Raw genomic sequence first — 17157 nt, 5'->3', positions numbered from 1 at the left:
AGGATTATTTGCTCTCAGCTTGGTGAGCGCGCTGACCTTCCATAGCTAACGACAGTACTGCCATACGAATAGCGATGCCGTTATTCACCTGTTTTAAAATCACTGACTGGTCGCCATCGGCAACGCTTGATGCAATCTCAACACCGCGGTTCATCGGCCCTGGATGCATGACCAACGCATCGGGCTTGGCCAATGCCATGCGCTCTGGTGTAATACCGTAGTGTTTATAATATTCACTCGATGATGCCAGCAGCGGCGAGCCGATACGTTCGTTTTGAATTCTTAATCCCATAATGACATCACAGTCCGTGACACAGTCATTCATATCTTCATAGACTTGTACCCCAAAACGTTCAATGCCTTTCGGTAATAAGGTACGCGGCGCACAGACACGGATGTCTTTAACGCCCAAGGTTTGTAGCGCACTGATATCTGAGCGCGCCACTCGCGAATGCTTGATATCGCCAACGATAGCCACTGACAGCTCCTCAAATGGACGCGGTGCTTCACGATGAATGGTGAGCATGTCGAGCATCCCTTGCGTTGGATGCGCATGCCAGCCGTCGCCGCCATTAATAATGGCAATATCGGGTGTCACCTCTGTTGCCATAAAATGGGCAGCACCTGATGCTGAATGCCGTACTACAAAAATATCTGCCGTCATGGCTTGTAGATTCCACAGCGTATCGCGCAAGCTTTCGCCTTTTTTAGTGCTAGAGCGCTCGATATCGATATTGAGCACATTGGCACCGAGACGCTTTTCGGCTACCTCAAAGGTCGTACGGGTACGCGTCGATGGTTCAAAGAATAAATTCATCACCGTATAGCCTTCGAGCTCAGGACGGTTAATGAGCTGTCCGTTATCATCAAAAAACGTCTCTGCTTTGGCAATAATCGCCTGTAACTGCGCTTTATTAAGACCTTCTACCCCCAAAAAATGGCGAATGCTACCATCAGCATTCAGCTGCGGACGACTCAACGACGCATCAAGTTTCTCATGAATGGTATCAGGATCAAATTTAGCATAATCCGTTGGCGAGACTGTTTGAGTTGAGCGGCTATCGATAGAATTTGGCATAATGGCAGGTCTTTATTGTTGGTTTATATGATTTAATAATCATTATTTATGCGTTTTTTGGCGATTTATAGTCGACGATAAGCACAGAGACAAGGACATTTTGGCACTTATTTGCTACAATTTACCCCAGTGGCAGTGAGAGACATAGCGCCGTAAAAAACAGCCATCGTCATCCTCTTGGGCAGTAGCCATAGACCTGTCAAAACCATCATCAAAAATCCGCTTAGCCAAACGATAAATAAATAATAATAATGATAGTGTAGCTGATTTTGTGGTCAGGACAAAGATGCCGTGCGAGGTATTTAAAAATTTACCAGATTTAGGTCTGTAACGTGCGACCTAACCGATTTTCCGACCCCTTATTTAATCCTTAGTTTCAGTAGCCTTTATTTTAACAGCATTTATTAGGAAGCCTTATGACAACCCTTACAGACTATCTCAATGATTATTCACCCAATCCTGCACTGAGTGACGTTATTACGACTGTCACTGACGTGGGTAAAACCATCTCACAATTATTGAGAAAAGGAGCGCTAGCAGACATTCTAGGCGAAGCTGGCAACCAAAACGTCCAAGGTGAAGACCAAAAGAAACTGGACGTACTGGCCAATGACTTATTATTAGATGCTTTGGCGAAAAATACCCATTGTGCAGGCGTTGCCTCAGAAGAGCTTGATGATGCTACCCCTGCCAATGCAGATGGCAGTTTGTTGGTATTGTTCGATCCGCTTGATGGTTCATCAAACATCGATATTAATATGGCCGTTGGCACTATCTTTTCTATTTTACCGTACCAGCGCCAAGGTCAAGTCAGTGAAAATAGCGACTTCTTGCAAGCTGGTAATCAACAGTTAGCAGCAGGCTATTTATTATATGGCACCTCTACCGTACTAGCGCTAACTATCGCCGATCATGTCGTGATGTTTAGCCTAGACCCTGACACTAACGATTATGTACTCATACAAGAAAACGTGCAAATCGATGCCGATACCAGCGAATATGCCATCAATGCTTCAAACTACCGCTACTGGCGCGCACCCATGCAGCAGTATATCGATGAGTTAATTGCTGGCGAAACGGGTGTCCGTGGTCGCGATTTCAATACACGCTGGGTGGCTGCTATGGTCGGTGATGTGCATCGTATTTTATGTCGTGGTGGTCTCTTCACTTATCCGTTCGATACCAAATATGCCAATAAAGCGGGCAAATTACGCTTGATGTATGAAGCCAATCCAATGAGCTTATTGATTGAGCGTGCGGGTGGCGCTGCTACTGATGCAGTCAATCGCATTTTAGACATAGAGCCAACCGATATTCACCAACGCGTCCCAGTGGTACTAGGCAGCAAAAATGAAGTCGATTATGTTAAAAATCTGCATGTAACTTACGCTGATAAATAAGCCCTTTAACGTTACTTTGATAATAATCAGTATAAAGCCAGAGCATTTGTAATACTTTATACTGATTGTTTAATTTTTTTATATTTTTTTCTAAGCGATCCACTATGGTAGCAAATCCCACCGAGCTTATTACCTCAGATAAAAATACGACCGTTAAACTTGTCAAATCCTTGTTAACGCAAGCGCGGCAGCGGAAGAAGCAAGGTCAAACGGTGATTGAGGGCGTGCATCTCATCGATGCTGCGCTGCGTAGCGACTACCCGTTTGTCCAAATCCTACTCGCAGAGTCTGCGCACAACCATCCTGAGGTTCAGCAAATTTTGACGCGCTTGCCTACTTATACGCCTATTTTAACGTTATCAAATTCGCTGTATGAGAGCATTCGTAGCTTAGGTACTGGTATCGATATCATGGCAATCATTAAAGTACCAACGCCTCGTTTATCGATGATTGATAATGACTGCTTGATTTTAAATGATGTGCAAGACAGCGGCAATGTGGGCACCCTATTACGCACCGCAGCAGCGGTTGGCATCAAGAACATACTCTGTACCAGCACTACGGCACAAGCGTGGTCCCCTAAGACATTACGAGCAGGCATGGGCGCTCAGTTTGCTCTGACTATTTATGAAGGTCTAAGTGTGCAAGATGTTTTGAAACATGTACAAACACCGCTATTTGCCACCAGCTCCCATACTGATACAGTCATTTATCAACATGACTTAAAAAAACCTATTGCTTGGATTATGGGTCATGAAGGTCAAGGCGTTTGTGATGAGCTGATGCAGTGCGCCACCCCTATCGCTCTACCACAGCCTAATGGTCAAGAAAGTTTGAATGTCGCCATTGCAGGCTCATTATGCTTGTATGAAACGCTACGTCAAAGAAATTATAACTAATGTTGTTTGACTGAATCAAAAACATACCTCTCAAATACGAAAAACCCGCTATAAATAATAGCGGATTTTTATACTTAACTAATCACTAAATAACGATTAAACCTTGCTAGTAAGCTCAGGCAATGCTGTAAATAAATCCGCTTCTAAGAAATAATCAGCAACGCTAGCGATAGGTGCTTCTGGGTCATTGTTGATAGCAACAATAACTTTAGAATCTTTCATACCCGCTAAATGCTGAATCGCGCCTGAAATGCCCGCTGCGATATATAAGTCTGGTGCAACGATTTTACCCGTTTGACCGACCTGCATATCGTTTGGTACATAGCCTGCGTCAACAGCGGCACGTGATGCGCCAACAGCAGCGCCAAGTTTATCAGCCAATGGTTCGATATATTTGGTGAAGTTCTCGCCATTTGCTAAGGCACGACCACCAGAAACCACGATGCCTGCTGAGGTCAATTCAGGACGATCAGATTTCGCCATCTCTTCATTAACGAAGCTTGCTTTGCCAGTTTCTTGCACGTTGTCGATTGTCTCAACAGTAGCTGATCCACCTTCGCTTGCTACTGGGTCAAAAGCCGTGGTACGTACTGTCATGACGACTTTATCTTCTGTGGTCTTAACAGTTGCTGTGGCGTTGCCAGCATAGATAGGACGCTCAAACGTTTGCGCATCTACGACGGCAGATATTTCTGATAGCATGCTTACGTCAAGTAAAGCGGCAACGCGTGGCATAAAGTTTTTACCAGTAGTGGTAGCAGGTGCAAGGATATGGCTGTAATCACCAGCGATATCAGCAACCAATAGCGCGACGTTACCCGCCAATTGATGCTCATAAGCAGCGTTGTCTGCTAATAATACTTTAGTCACGCCTTCTGCTTTAGCTGCTTGGTCAGCGACAGCTTGAGCACCACTACCTGCAACCAACACATGGATATCATCACCCATTTGCTTAGCAGCAGCGATGGTATTCAAAGTTGCCTTTTTTAGACTGGCATTGTCATGTTCTGCATATACCAAAATTGCCATGATTTTAATCCTTTTTTATTCGTATCATCTATTCATGCGGTTGTTTGTGTACAAAGCTGTTTGAGCAACTATTATTTTATATAAAATAAATCAGTTAAATCTATAGCCTTGTACAGGATATGCCGTAGCGAAGTATCCAATCATTGAAACATTAAATGACTTTTGCTTCGTTTCTTAGCTTATCGACCAACTCATCCACTGAACCCACTTTGATGCCAGCTTTACGTTCAGCAGGTGGCACAACTTTAATGATCTCTTGCTTAGAGGCCATATCAACACCAAAATCAGCAGGCGTTTTTTCGTCAAGTGGTTTTTTCTTCGCTTTCATGATGTTAGGCAATTTAGCATAACGAGGCTCATTTAAACGTAAATCAGTGGTAATAACCGCTGGTAGCTCAAGTGCTAGCGTCTGTAAACCACCGTCGATTTCACGAGTCACGTTTACTTTATCGCCTTCAACCTTCACTTCTGATGCAAACGTACCCTGACCGATACCCATCAATGCCGCTAGCATTTGACCAGTCTGGTTGTTATCATCATCAATGGCTTGCTTACCCAATAAGATAATATCAGTGCCTTCACTCTCGGCGATATTTTTGAGGATCTTAGCAATTTGTAATGGATACGGCTTGTCATCAGTCAACACTAAAACACCACGATCAGCACCCAATGCTAACGCTGCACGAATTTGCTCTTGTGATTCTTTTGGACCGATTGAAGCAACAATGATTTCGTCAATCACACCCGCTTCTTTTAGACGAACCGCTTCTTCTACTGCAATCTCATCAAAAGGATTGATTGACATTTTAGTGTTTGATAAATCAACGCCAGAGTTGTCAGCTTTTACACGAACTTTTACGTTGTAATCAATGACACGCTTGACCGCTACTAATGCTTTCATACGTTCCTCGTTTATTAATGTTATGAATTAAAAATTGTCAGTTAAGAACCAAAGGTTCATTTTTTTAAACTGTCGTTCAAAATACTACTTAGGGTTATTACTGCGTCAACAGATAGTAGTTAATTAAGCGAGAAGAAACAATACCGAAAATGGTATTAGTATCACACTACTCATTGATAAAATCTGCTAAAGCTAAGCCAACCATTATTATCAGACCCCTGTATCTTGCGTGACCACAGGCATAAGGTCAAGACAACGCCGTGAATAATGCGTCATAAATTTGTCACCATTCTATAATAAATAGTTTATAAGTACACAATTTTACAGTCTTCTTTAACCTACATTCTCAATGTTTCACCTATTTTTAGCACTGTCAACACGATAGTTACTTAATAGATTGTTGTAATCTATCTCGTTAGCATCAATCGAGAACAACAATCGAGCACAACAACTAAAAACTCAAAATCTATAATTTGCTGTTTTTAGTGGAACCAATCAGCAACTCACTGTCGCGTATATCATCGAATAATGACCAGTCAGGCGTAACTTCATTGTTTTTGATGACACTCATATCCCCTGTGGTTTCCATAATGACAGCAAATACTTCCGTTTTAGACTTGATCCCATTCTTGCGCAAAACCTGTTGAACATCACTGGTACTGAGATTGGCCTCTTTTAAATTTCCACTAAAATACTCGCCATGCGCCATTAATATAATGGCTCGATTGTCTATCAGAGATTTTAACGGTTTGAATTTACGCCTGATAAATGAGATAACACCTTGAATCACAAACAATACTGCGACAGCAAACAGCCCTTGCATTAATGACGGTGTGTCTGATAGCACCGTTGAAGCGAGTATACTGCCAATACCGACAGTCATCGCAAAATCATGGCTTGAGAGCTTGGAGAAACTTCGCAATCCCATCAATCTTGTAAACAACATTAACCCTAAATAAAAACCGATTGCAGATAGAGAAATACCCAGCACTTGCTGCCAATCGATTGAAAACCATGCCTCCCACTTCATAAAACAACCTTATTTTGTTAGATCTTTTTTGAGTCAGTGCTGATGACTGACAGCTAATATCAGTATGCTTTTGATGATTTTACGTTTATAGCGAAAAAAATGGCATAAAAAAAGCAACCTGATAAGAGGTTGCTTTTTTTTAGAGTTGAAACAGTATTTTTATTGTTTTAACAAACAAAGGCATCAATGCATATTGATAATCTTACTGTCATCAAGCTTACTGACTAATCAGCTTACCAGATGTCAAATGAGATTAGATAGCTTCGATTTGCTCGGCTTGTGGGCCTTTTTTGCCATCACCTAAGATGAAAGACACTTTTTGGCCTTCGGCTAGAGTTTTGAAACCACCACCTTGGATAGCGCTGTAGTGAGCGAATACGTCTTGTCCGCCATTGTCTTGAGCGATAAAACCAAAACCTTTAGCTTCATTAAACCACTTTACAGTGCCTTCAACTTTATCTGACATAAATTTTCCTAACTCTTTAACTGTTGGCGAGACGTGTGTCATCACCGATTAATTGATATATACCCAAACTATTTTCTGCTAAATGCAACAGTCAATACGATCAAAATATCGTTAGATAGCTTGAAATTACGACCTAAAATCTTTTGAGTACAGCCTGATTATAGCAGCTTTTTATAATCGCAACAGGTTAAATTGATGATTTTTGTAAATAACGATAATCCGTTTTGAAAAGTCACGAAAGCCAATTAAATACTATCTAATACATTGATAAGAAAGATATTTTATATCATTTACTATCTATCATTCTAACGTAAAGGTGTCATTTAAGTTGGTGACAGCATTATCTCAAATAATAAATAGGTGATAAGTCAGCATATGCTTCATTGAGATATCGGTAGCCACGGTGAACTTAATACTAACAAACAAAGCGCAAAAAATATCAGCGAAAATGACTGACTATAGGCGATGTATTTAGCAGGTATCACCAAGTCTTTAGGAGAATCAGGAATACCTTTACGTTTTAGTAAACGCGTCCCGTATATCCATCCAAAGGTAGTATAGATGCCATAAGCAGCAGGTACTGTAATGGCTAGTGGCGTCAAATCAATCACATATAATATGACAACGGAAATAAAGAACCACAAAGTATCCAAGAGTGAGCTGATTTGAAAAAACTTAGACTTAGGCAATTTGCCATCGGTTTTTTTGAGCATCTCCCCTTCTATCCATATTAAAACAGCTACCACAGCGCTAAGAGTAATATATACGAATTGCGGCGTTAGCCAGTCTGGATAAGATATTTGCACAACACACAACCTATAATCTATAAAAAATAAGAACGCGCAACTCAATCGTCTTGATAATTAACCAGCAATTGGTTGCACTAAGAATATTCAAAAAAATCAATGAAGGCTAAATATATGAGGCATCGATTGGTGGTTTTCAACCAACACCAAAGCGATTGTGGTTAAAATTTCACTAAAGTAGTGCAAACTAAAAAAGCCCACACTATTAAGTAATAGCATGGGCTCTTAGGTCTATATCAGCGATTAATCTCTTAATAGCTTAATACTGAATTAGTTTTTTTCTTTATCGATGATTTTGTTACCACCGATCCAAGGCATCATGCCACGTAGCTTAGCGCCAGTGATTTCGATTTGATGCTCTGCATTGTTACGACGACGAGCAGTCATTGATGGATAGTTGGTTGCGCCTTCAGAGATAAACATCTTCGCGTACTCACCAGACTGAATGCGTTTTAGGGCATTACGCATGGCTTCACGTGATTGCTCATTGATGACTTCAGGACCAGTTACGTATTCGCCATATTCAGCATTGTTACTGATTGAATAGTTCATGTCAGCGATACCGCCTTCATACATGAGGTCTACAATAAGCTTTAACTCATGTAAGCACTCAAAGTAAGCCATTTCTGGGGCATAGCCAGCTTCAGTTAGGGTTTCAAAGCCCATTTTCACTAGCTCTACTGCACCGCCGCAAAGTACCGCTTGCTCACCAAATAGGTCAGTTTCAGTTTCATCTTTGAACGTGGTTTCGATGATACCTGAACGACCACCACCAACACCAGCAGCATAAGACAAGGCTAATTGCTTGGCTTGACCTGAGGCATCTTGATAGATAGCGATCAAATCTGGAATACCGCCGCCTTTAGCAAACTCTGAACGTACCGTATGACCGGGTGCTTTTGGCGCAACCATGATGACATCAAGATCACCACGTGGTACGACTTGGTTATAATGAATCGCAAAACCATGAGCAAAGGCTAGGGTCGCGCCCTCTTTGATGTTAGGCTCAATCACGTCGTTATAAAGCTCTTTTTGAAACTCATCAGGCGTCAAAATCATGATGACATCAGCGGCTTTTACCGCTTCTTCTACTTCAGCTACTTTTAGACCTGCGTTTTCCGCTTTTTTCCATGAGCCAGAGTTAGCACGTAGACCAACGGTCACATCAACGTCTGAATCTTGTAGGTTAAGCGCGTGTGCATGGCCTTGTGAACCATAACCAATGATGGCAACTTTTTTACCTTGGATGATTGATAGATCACAATCTTTATCATAATAAACGTTCATAAACAGAGTCCTTTTCCTAAATCATGGCTTGCCATGGATAAATAAACACTTAAATTATAATCACCTTATCGAAGTGATAGGTGAGATAAGCGCTATGTTAATGTTTGAATAAATAATTTGACCTACAATAGGTACAGTAAGCACCCATTATAAACTGAGCGTTTTTTCGCCGCGTGCAATACCAATCACACCCGAACGCACCACTTCCATAATACGTTCACGACCAATCACATCAATAAAGCCGTCAAGTTTGGCTTTATCACCAACGATTTGAATGGTATATAGATTGGCGTTCACATCAACGATTTGTGCACGGAAAATATCGGCACTGCGTTTAATCTCTTCACGTACGCCACCCGTTGCCCGTACTTTTATGAGCATCAACTCGCGCTCGACGTGTACGGTATCTGATAGATTAAGCACTTTAACCACTTCAATCAATTTATGCAATTGCTTGGTGATTTGTTCTATTTTTTCAGGTGACGTAATAGTGGTCAATGTTAAGCGAGAAATACTCGAATCGTCTGTTGGCGCAACGTTCAAAGTTTCAATGTTGTAGCCACGTTGAGAGAACAAACCGACCACTCGCGACAACGAACCCGCTTCGTTTTCCATCAATACCGAAATCAGATGTTGTTGTTGCATTAGGTACGCTCCCCTTTTGTTAACCACATATCACGCATTGCTTGCCCAGCGATTTGCATCGGATATACATGCTCGTTACGATCGACATAAACGTCAATAAATACCAATCTATCTGTTATTGCCATGGCTTCCGCCAATTGGGCTTCCATGGTCGCAGGATCAGTAATCTTGATACCGACGTGACCATAGCTTTCAGCGAGTTTGACAAAGTCTGGTAGTGAATTCATATAAGAATGGGCATGACGACCTTCATACAGCATATCTTGCCATTGCTTCACCATGCCTAATTGGGCGTTATTTAGATTTAAGATTTTAACTGGCAAATTATATTGTAAGCAGGTTGAGAGCTCTTGGATATTCATCTGAATGGAGCCTTCACCGGTAATACAAACCACATCACGCTCAGGATTAGCAAGTTTTGCTGCCATTGCGTATGGCAGGCCGACGCCCATGGTACCAAGACCACCTGAGTTTAGCCATTGACGTGGCTCATTATAAGTATAGTAAAGGGCGGCAAACATCTGATGCTGACCGACGTCACTGGTGATAATAGCGTTACTATTAGTCACTTTATCTAAGGCTTGCACGACCGCTTGTGGCTTAATACCATTATCGGTACTGGTGTCATAACGTAGGCCATGACGCTTACGCCACTCATTAATCTGTGACCACCAATCTAACAATGCTTGTTGCTCTAGCTCTTTATCTTCACCGACAATTTCTATGATATCGGTAAGCACAGATTTAACATCGCCTACGATCGGAATATGCGCATTAATCGTTTTTGAAATAGAGGTAGGATCAATATCAATATGAATAATCGTCGCATTCGGACAGAATTTTTTGACATTATTAGTGACACGGTCATCAAAACGTGCGCCAACTGCCAAGATGACGTCGGCATGATGCATGGTCATATTGGCTTCATAAGTGCCATGCATACCGAGCATACCCAAGAACTGACTATCAGAACCAGGGAACGCACCCAAGCCCATTAAGGTATTGGTTACTGGTAAATTTAAACGGTGCGCAAGATTAGTAAGCTCTTTATGCGCATTGCCTAACACAACACCGCCACCAGAGTAAATAATCGGACGCTTTGCAGCAAGCAGCGTTTCAACCGCTTTTTTAATCTGACCACTATGACCTTTTAATGACGGCTGATACGAACGTATAAACACTTCTTCTGGATAAGCGTAAGCAAACTTTTCACTTGGCGCAGTCATATCTTTTGGCACATCAATGACTACAGGACCTGGGCGTCCAGACTGGGCAATATAAAAGGCTTTTTTGACAATCATTGGGATTTCGCTAGCGTGGCGCACTTGAAAGCTATGCTTCACGATAGGACGTGATACACCGACCATATCTGTTTCTTGGAAGGCATCTTCCCCAATTAGGCTGCTAGGTACCTGACCTGCGATGACCACCATCGGCACAGAATCCATAAACGCTGTTGCGATAGCCGTTACGGTATTAGTAGCACCCGGACCTGACGTCGCTAATACTACACCTGTCTGCCCTGTGACTCGCGAATAAGCATCTGCCATGTGACCGGCTGCTTGCTCATGACGTACTAAAATATGCTCGATATTTTCTTGTTGAAACAAAGCATCATAGATATGAAGAACCGCACCACCTGGATAGCCAAAAATATATTTGACTCCCTCATCAGTCAGTGATTGCACCAACATCTCAGCACCAGATAGCATTACAGGTTGCTCACTACCTTCAGCGAGGCGTTGTTGCTTTTCTTCAAAATTTTTGGCGGCATTCCCCGTTTGGGTATGTCCCGTCATATTCGGACTTTGCGTGGTTTGCGTCACTGTCATCACCTTTTTTTTGTCAAGAGTTGGCGTTCATTTATAAGAGAAAACCACGCTATTTACACAAGATGGTTCATCTTATAGAAATGGCTGCAAATCCTTATCCATATCAAGAATGTGTGCCCACTATCTCTAAGTAACGCTGTTTTATAAGACAGCAGGCTACTCAAACACAGCAATATATGTAGGGTCAGTTTTATGGCAGGAGTCTATCGATGTACAGTGACAAGATGCGCGTGCATCTATAAAAGAAGCTTATTATTGATAAATAGCAGACAGCATTTACAACAGATTGATTTATACAGAGGCATCGATATTCACAATTTAAATCACTCTCACAACCAATACTAATTTGTAAAATGGTTAGATTTTACGACAGGCTTATTAAAGAGATTTAATTGCTGAATATTTTTCCATGTTTAATACAACCGCTAGAGTCACGCTTAGCGCATTTCAAATAATAAGTTTATCTTAGTCATTGTAGACAGATAAGTCCGGAGACAATACATAAAGTCATCGATAACAATCGTTATGATTACTATCTTTGCAATATCATTGTCACAAAGAAACGAAAACTGCGTAAGCCACTGATAAGTAACCTATCGTCCTCATTTTCAAGTGCCACGGCAATATCATAAAAGCCGCTCACTGACCAATCAACTGCTATTATATTCGATGGTTTGTGAGCTATTGTCAAGAAAAACTTCTAAAGCCCATCCCTAACTATTAGTTATTAAATAATATACATTCATAAGGATTATTTGTTAGAATCGAAAGCTGGTACATTTTTAGTACCATTCCAACACTTAAATGTTATATTGACACATATATACACATCTGTTTTTTACCCCTTGAGAGGATTGCTACTATGGCATATGCGTCTAAAATAAATACTGCTACCAAACTGCTTATGAGTACTGCGTATGTGCTAATGCTGTCGATGAATGCCAGTCATGCTATTCAAGTTTATAAATCTGTTGGTGCACATGGTGAAGTCAAATACAGCCAACATGCGCCGCAAAATGGTAAAAACATTGAGCTGATTGAATTTCGTAGTGATGGCAGACAAAGCAATGCAGGACAATTGGCTGGCAAAACAGATGCCAATCAAAGTACTAATACTCAAAGCGTAGAAGAACAAAGAGTTGCAGCGCTTGAAGCACGTATTAAAGAACAAGAAGCACAAGCCAATGCACAGCGTTGCCAGTCACTCCGCAATAATTTGACCAACTTGAATGTCGGCGGACGTATTTATGAGATGGATGCAAATGGCAAGCGTCAATATTTAGACGGTCGTGAAATTGAGCTCAAACGTGAACGCGTACAGCAGGCAATTGATCAGTATTGTGGCAGCTCAACTACCTAGGCTTAATGCTAATTATAGACGTTAATCAATAGCTGCATCATATGACGAATGGCTGCTGGCATATCCTGAGCTTGTAGTCCTCGTTGTCCAACTAATAACGTATTATTACTCTGATTGACCAGCGTATCCCCTGCTAATCCATGTATAACAACCGCTTGATGCAAGCTTTGCATTCCTGATGATAAATCTTGTTGTGCTAGCAGACCAGCAATGACACCAGATAACACATCACCCATGCCAGCCGTCGCCATCCCAGCATTACCGGCAGCACAAACATAAACGTGGTGCTCATCTAAGCCCTGCTCTAATATCAAAGAACCTGCGCCTTTTAGCACCCATTCACCACCATAAGTTGTAGCGCACTGTTTTATCGCTTGTAGTCTATTGCTTTCTACTTCACTGATTCTCTTATTCAGTAATCTAGCAGTTTCGCCACTGTGCGGGGTCAAACAAACTTGATGATTAACGCTATATTCTCGCAGCTGACTGACCAATTCATGATGCTCTAATTGCAATGATGCCAAATGATAAAGTCCATCAGCATCAATCACTATTGCCTTTTTAGCTGTCATCGCAGTTTGTAGATACTTTATAAATAACACTTTTGCTCTTTCATCACGACCAAGCCCCATACCAATCGCAATCACAGTGGCTGACTTAATTAACTCCTGCACTCCATCCACATCATGCAAATTAATCGTCATTGCATCTGGTAGCGAAGTTAATAAGGCGCTATGAAAAGCCTCATGGCAAGCAACTGTAATTTTACCCGCTCCTGCCGCCATCGAGCTCGAAGCAGACAATATCGCAGCGCCGCCCATACCTTGTGAGCCATCGATACGATTACCGCCAATAATCAGTACATGACCATAGCTACCTTTGTAGCTATTTTGACGGCGAGGACTTAGACCATATGCAGTAGTAATTAGTGTTGCTACTGGGATGAACCTTTTATCATTTATTGGATAAGGTATCAGCGGTATATCAATTACCTTGCCGCTATGATCCATACCATCCTTGGTATGCAAACCGAATTTCCGTGCAATTAAGCATAGCGTTATATCAGCTTGTATAGCCACATGCTCAAACACTTCGCCAGTCGAAGCCACCAAACCACTTGGAATATCAACCGCAATGGCCAAGGTGTTATTTCCTTTAGATAACTCATTAAAAGTGCTAATGGCTGTTTTATAAATACCTGTAGGCGCACGATCCAGTCCAATACCAAACAACGCATCAATATAAACTTCGGCTTGCAGATTACCATCTATTCCTTCTTCTAGATCACAAGCACTATTTTCAAAGCGTCGATAAGGGCAATTGGCCAATAGCGCCTCTTTTAGGGCTTTTTTTGCGTCGGAGAATACTGTTATGTTACTGGTATCAAAATCATCACTCTCAAAACCCACTGTTATCACTTGTACCTGCCAACCCATTTGCTGTAAATAATAAGCAATGAGCCAACCGTCGCCACCATTATTACCCTTTCCAACCCAAATGCTCACTCGATGCTGACGAGGCACATAAGTAGTGGCTGATGGATATATATTTAATTGCTTTTGTTCATATAATTGTTCTATGTGTTGCGCCATTTGCCAGGCTGCTTGTTTCATCAACCCAAAACTATCATGCCCCTCTACAAACCATGCTTGCTCCATCGCATAGAGTTGTTCACTGCTATATAACGGGATAGGTTTTGTACTTTTTATAGGTGATAAATTGATCTGATTTTTCATAACTAATCCTTGAGTATTTTTTGCTGATTTTTTATTTTATTGAGATATGATTGCTATCATTTAACATCAGCTTAGCAAACACTTACATCAACGTATGTATCAATATGAATGTGAAATTATTTGCTTTTATACTTGCGCTCTTAGCTCACTGGCTTATTATATCGGTATTCACTCTATCGCCTACTGTCACACATGAATAACCTTCCTAAAGTAAACTTACCTATCTCTTCAACCCAGCAGAAATCAGCTAAGAAAATCTCTTTTGAACCTAAGCCTGCGTCCGAAAAAAAGATTAAGGTGAATAATAGCCCAACATTTACCACCACAGTGGATGTCAAACAATGGATTAAAGACCAAGCACAGGCTTTAGGATTTGCCGACTGCGGTTTTTTATCGGTGCATCATCCTTTATTTGCTAAGCAGATTGTACAATTGCAACAATGGCTCGATAAAGGCTATGAGGGACAACTGCAGTTTATGCATAACAACCATGAACTGCGGGCAAATCCTGACCAACTGGTAGAAGGGGCAAAAACCATCATCAGTGTCCGTATGGATTACCTGACTCAAGCACCAACCCCACGTACGATTACTGACAATGACTACCCCAATCAAGGTATCATTGCTCGTTATGCCAGAGGACGCGACTATCATAAAACGATGCGCAGTCGTTTGAAGCAATTGGCGCTAAAGATAGAAGCCATGCTTCCTGAGTGGCAACACCTCAATATAGGCTCAGAGCAAGATTTTATTTTTAGGCCTTTTAGCGACTCTGCTCCTATTTTCGAGCGACCCATTGCCGATGCTGCTGGTCTTGGCTGGACAGGAAAGCATACCTTATTAATCAACAAGCAAGCGGGTTCATTTTTTGTATTGGGTGAGCTATTTATTAGCCTCGAATTACCTGATGACAAACCTGTTAAAGAGCATTGCGGCAGTTGTAGCGCTTGTATCGACATCTGTCCCACTCAAGCGATTGTCGCGCCCTATGAGCTCAATGCTGCAGCTTGTATCTCCTACCTCACTATCGAGCACGACGGTATTATTGATATAAAATACCGCCGCGCGATTGGTAATCGCATCTTCGGTTGTGACGACTGTCAACTTATCTGTCCTTGGAATCGCTACGCCAATCTTACACCTGTAGAGGACTTCGCACCACGGCATAACCTTGATAGCAGCAGTTTGCTTGAGCTGTGGCAATGGCAAGAAGCTGAATTTATGAAAAAAACTGAAGGCAGCCCGCTTAGACGTACAGGCTATGTGAACTTTTTGCGTAATATCGCGATTGGTCTTGGAAATGCTAATGGTAATGAAGAAACCATTACTCAGTTACAATCAAAGTTGGGCGTACATAACGAAATGCTCGATGTACATATCAATTGGGCCATAGCTGAACAGTACGAGAAGTTCAAAAACCTCTAAATCTTAAGTTTATATTTCTATACGCCAAAAAAATGCCTCTTATTATAGTAAGAGGCATTCTTTATTTTATTAACACATATCTCTGACAGTTCAAAAGCCTATTATGGCTTAGGAATACGCAGTACTTGACCAGGATAAATCTTATCAGGGCTAGATAGCATCGGCTTATTGGCTTCAAAGATTTTCATATAATCATCCGCTGAACCATAAACCTCTTTTGCGATCTTAGACAAGCTATCACCAGATTTCACTGTATACATCGTTGACTCAGGCGCATCTTCTTCGATATCAATATTATCGATTACCTTGGCCACATTTTGTACATTACCAATGGCGATAATCGCTTTTTCGCGGTCTGCTTGCGTTTTAGCTTTACCGCTGATTTCTGCAGTATCTGTTGAGCCGTTATACTTGATTTTCAAATCGCTGATATTAAGATTCTGCTGCTGAATACGACGAAGTAAAATATTGGCAACTGATTGCGCAGAAGGTTCGCTACTCTGTACTGGCGTATTAGCGTCTGCTTTTGTTTCTGACTTGGCATCGTGTTTGGCGTCATCACGATTGAAAATTTTATCACCGATATCTTTTGCAAAACTGAACATACCCATTTACATACTCCTTTAAATATTGTTATTTATTATTCATCATTATTTTTTTAATGGCATATACTTTCATATATAACCACACTTTATATATAACTACACTTTGTTACTGCTTACCATTATGAGTATAGACAAAGATAGGTGAGGTAGATAGTAATAGTATGTTGAGTAATGTTGATTTGGCGTAGCTTATGTTAACGTATTGATTAGTCATATAACCACCTGTTGCCATAGCAAATTATCAACATAAAAAAACCGCCTATCTCTACAGATAGGCGGCTAAAATAACTCGCTGAGCCACTAGCTAATTATAGCTGCGCTTGTACATAATCAATCGCTTTTTGAACAGTCGTTAATTCTGCTGAATCTTCATCAGGAATGGTAATGCCAAAGTCACTTTCAAATGACATGACCAATTCGACTAGGTCTAACGAATCTGCACCTAAGTCTTCCATAAATGATGCATCATTGTTGATATCTTCAACATTCATACCCAATTGCTCAGCTACTGCAGCTTTAACTCTTAGCTCGGTATCATTACTCATGTAGATTTCTCCTTTTTGATCTATTATTTTGGCAAATTACCATAGTCCTATCATTAGGCTCTACAGCATTGTATATAAAATTATATCTTCAGATTAGCACAGCTATCTGAGTA

At 41.3% G+C, this 17157-nt stretch carries 16 protein-coding genes; 4 read left to right on the top strand and 12 right to left on the bottom strand.

Features of this window, described 5'->3' with window-relative positions:
* Positions 1-4: 4 nt before the first annotated feature.
* Positions 5-1078 carry an aspartate carbamoyltransferase catalytic subunit gene (locus AK822_RS03265; protein WP_060490541.1) on the bottom strand — a complete coding sequence of 358 codons (1074 nt, stop codon included), beginning with the start codon at positions 1076-1078 and terminating at the stop codon, positions 5-7.
* A gap of 416 nt (positions 1079-1494) precedes the next feature.
* On the opposite strand from AK822_RS03265, the gene AK822_RS03260 reads away from it, so the two are divergent.
* The gene (locus AK822_RS03260; protein WP_045454425.1) at positions 1495-2478 is read left to right on the top strand and encodes a class 1 fructose-bisphosphatase; all 984 of its coding nucleotides are present in this window, start codon (positions 1495-1497) and stop codon (positions 2476-2478) included.
* 104 nt (positions 2479-2582) lie between these two features.
* Complete coding sequence (locus AK822_RS03255; protein ID WP_060490540.1) at positions 2583-3377, top strand: TrmH family RNA methyltransferase; 795 nt, start codon at positions 2583-2585, stop codon at positions 3375-3377.
* 96 nt (positions 3378-3473) lie between these two features.
* Here the strand turns inward: AK822_RS03255 and AK822_RS03250 are convergent, their stop codons facing one another.
* From AK822_RS03250 to AK822_RS03215, 8 genes are all read right to left on the bottom strand, one after another.
* Positions 3474-4406 carry an electron transfer flavoprotein subunit alpha/FixB family protein gene (locus AK822_RS03250; RefSeq protein ID WP_045446673.1) on the bottom strand — a complete coding sequence of 311 codons (933 nt, stop codon included), beginning with the start codon at positions 4404-4406 and terminating at the stop codon, positions 3474-3476.
* Between the two features lie 151 nt (positions 4407-4557).
* Positions 4558-5307 (bottom strand): electron transfer flavoprotein subunit beta/FixA family protein, encoded by a 750-nt coding sequence (locus AK822_RS03245; RefSeq protein ID WP_045446670.1) that lies wholly within the window; start codon positions 5305-5307, stop codon positions 4558-4560.
* Between the two features lie 466 nt (positions 5308-5773).
* Positions 5774-6337 (bottom strand): DUF421 domain-containing protein, encoded by a 564-nt coding sequence (locus tag AK822_RS03240; RefSeq protein WP_060490539.1) that lies wholly within the window; start codon positions 6335-6337, stop codon positions 5774-5776.
* Between the two features lie 253 nt (positions 6338-6590).
* Positions 6591-6803, bottom strand: a complete 213-nt coding sequence (locus tag AK822_RS03235; protein WP_010196799.1) for a cold-shock protein — start codon at positions 6801-6803, stop codon at positions 6591-6593.
* A 380-nt stretch (positions 6804-7183) separates the two neighbouring features.
* Positions 7184-7609 carry a hypothetical protein gene (locus AK822_RS03230; protein ID WP_045454429.1) on the bottom strand — a complete coding sequence of 142 codons (426 nt, stop codon included), beginning with the start codon at positions 7607-7609 and terminating at the stop codon, positions 7184-7186.
* A 270-nt stretch (positions 7610-7879) separates the two neighbouring features.
* Entirely contained in the window at positions 7880-8896 is a 1017-nt protein-coding gene (gene ilvC / locus AK822_RS03225) for a ketol-acid reductoisomerase (RefSeq protein WP_045446660.1), read from the bottom strand.
* Between the two features lie 147 nt (positions 8897-9043).
* Positions 9044-9541: an acetolactate synthase small subunit gene (gene ilvN, locus AK822_RS03220; protein ID WP_045454430.1), complete on the bottom strand. Its 498-nt coding sequence runs from the start codon at positions 9539-9541 to the stop codon at positions 9044-9046.
* Positions 9541-11373 (bottom strand): acetolactate synthase 3 large subunit, encoded by a 1833-nt coding sequence (locus AK822_RS03215; RefSeq protein ID WP_205628057.1) that lies wholly within the window; start codon positions 11371-11373, stop codon positions 9541-9543. The genes ilvN and AK822_RS03215 overlap by 1 nt, the downstream gene beginning before the upstream one ends.
* A gap of 862 nt (positions 11374-12235) precedes the next feature.
* On the opposite strand from AK822_RS03215, the gene AK822_RS03210 reads away from it, so the two are divergent.
* The gene (locus AK822_RS03210; RefSeq protein WP_045454433.1) at positions 12236-12733 is read left to right on the top strand and encodes a DUF4124 domain-containing protein; all 498 of its coding nucleotides are present in this window, start codon (positions 12236-12238) and stop codon (positions 12731-12733) included.
* An 8-nt stretch (positions 12734-12741) separates the two neighbouring features.
* Here AK822_RS03210 and AK822_RS03205 read toward each other — a convergent pair whose 3' ends face one another.
* Positions 12742-14469 carry a bifunctional ADP-dependent NAD(P)H-hydrate dehydratase/NAD(P)H-hydrate epimerase gene (locus tag AK822_RS03205; RefSeq protein ID WP_060490537.1) on the bottom strand — a complete coding sequence of 576 codons (1728 nt, stop codon included), beginning with the start codon at positions 14467-14469 and terminating at the stop codon, positions 12742-12744.
* Positions 14470-14661: 192 nt separating this feature from the next.
* Here AK822_RS03205 and queG point away from each other — a divergent pair, with 192 nt between their 5' ends.
* Positions 14662-15894 carry a tRNA epoxyqueuosine(34) reductase QueG gene (queG, locus tag AK822_RS03200; RefSeq protein ID WP_060490536.1) on the top strand — a complete coding sequence of 411 codons (1233 nt, stop codon included), beginning with the start codon at positions 14662-14664 and terminating at the stop codon, positions 15892-15894.
* 101 nt (positions 15895-15995) lie between these two features.
* Here the strand turns inward: queG and lysM are convergent, their stop codons facing one another.
* Complete coding sequence (gene lysM / locus AK822_RS03195) at positions 15996-16505, bottom strand: peptidoglycan-binding protein LysM (RefSeq protein WP_055125278.1); 510 nt, start codon at positions 16503-16505, stop codon at positions 15996-15998.
* Positions 16506-16807: 302 nt separating this feature from the next.
* On the bottom strand, positions 16808-17044 hold the full coding sequence (gene acpP, locus AK822_RS03190) for an acyl carrier protein (RefSeq protein WP_025652201.1): 237 nt from the start codon (positions 17042-17044) through the stop codon (positions 16808-16810).
* Positions 17045-17157 lie beyond the last annotated feature (113 nt).

Source organism: Psychrobacter sp. P11F6, from assembly GCF_001435295.1.
Lineage (GTDB): Bacteria > Pseudomonadota > Gammaproteobacteria > Pseudomonadales > Moraxellaceae > Psychrobacter.
This window is presented reverse-complemented; position numbering and strand designations above follow the sequence as displayed.

What these genes read in the sequence shown, in the direction of transcription:
- AK822_RS03265 (WP_060490541.1), bottom strand. Translation starts at nt 1,078, where the DNA reads ATGCCAAATTCTATCGATAGCCGCTCAACTCAAACAGTCTCGCCAACG.
- AK822_RS03260 (WP_045454425.1), top strand. Translation starts at nt 1,495, where the DNA reads ATGACAACCCTTACAGACTATCTCAATGATTATTCACCCAATCCTGCA.
- AK822_RS03255 (WP_060490540.1), top strand. Translation starts at nt 2,583, where the DNA reads ATGGTAGCAAATCCCACCGAGCTTATTACCTCAGATAAAAATACGACC.
- AK822_RS03250 (WP_045446673.1), bottom strand. Translation starts at nt 4,406, where the DNA reads ATGGCAATTTTGGTATATGCAGAACATGACAATGCCAGTCTAAAAAAG.
- AK822_RS03245 (WP_045446670.1), bottom strand. Translation starts at nt 5,307, where the DNA reads ATGAAAGCATTAGTAGCGGTCAAGCGTGTCATTGATTACAACGTAAAA.
- AK822_RS03240 (WP_060490539.1), bottom strand. Translation starts at nt 6,337, where the DNA reads ATGAAGTGGGAGGCATGGTTTTCAATCGATTGGCAGCAAGTGCTGGGT.
- AK822_RS03235 (WP_010196799.1), bottom strand. Translation starts at nt 6,803, where the DNA reads ATGTCAGATAAAGTTGAAGGCACTGTAAAGTGGTTTAATGAAGCTAAA.
- ilvC (WP_045446660.1), bottom strand. Translation starts at nt 8,896, where the DNA reads ATGAACGTTTATTATGATAAAGATTGTGATCTATCAATCATCCAAGGT.
- ilvN (WP_045454430.1), bottom strand. Translation starts at nt 9,541, where the DNA reads ATGCAACAACAACATCTGATTTCGGTATTGATGGAAAACGAAGCGGGT.
- AK822_RS03215 (WP_205628057.1), bottom strand. Translation starts at nt 11,373, where the DNA reads ATGACAGTGACGCAAACCACGCAAAGTCCGAATATGACGGGACATACC.
- AK822_RS03210 (WP_045454433.1), top strand. Translation starts at nt 12,236, where the DNA reads ATGGCATATGCGTCTAAAATAAATACTGCTACCAAACTGCTTATGAGT.
- AK822_RS03205 (WP_060490537.1), bottom strand. Translation starts at nt 14,469, where the DNA reads ATGAAAAATCAGATCAATTTATCACCTATAAAAAGTACAAAACCTATC.
- queG (WP_060490536.1), top strand. Translation starts at nt 14,662, where the DNA reads ATGAATAACCTTCCTAAAGTAAACTTACCTATCTCTTCAACCCAGCAG.
- lysM (WP_055125278.1), bottom strand. Translation starts at nt 16,505, where the DNA reads ATGGGTATGTTCAGTTTTGCAAAAGATATCGGTGATAAAATTTTCAAT.
- acpP (WP_025652201.1), bottom strand. Translation starts at nt 17,044, where the DNA reads ATGAGTAATGATACCGAGCTAAGAGTTAAAGCTGCAGTAGCTGAGCAA.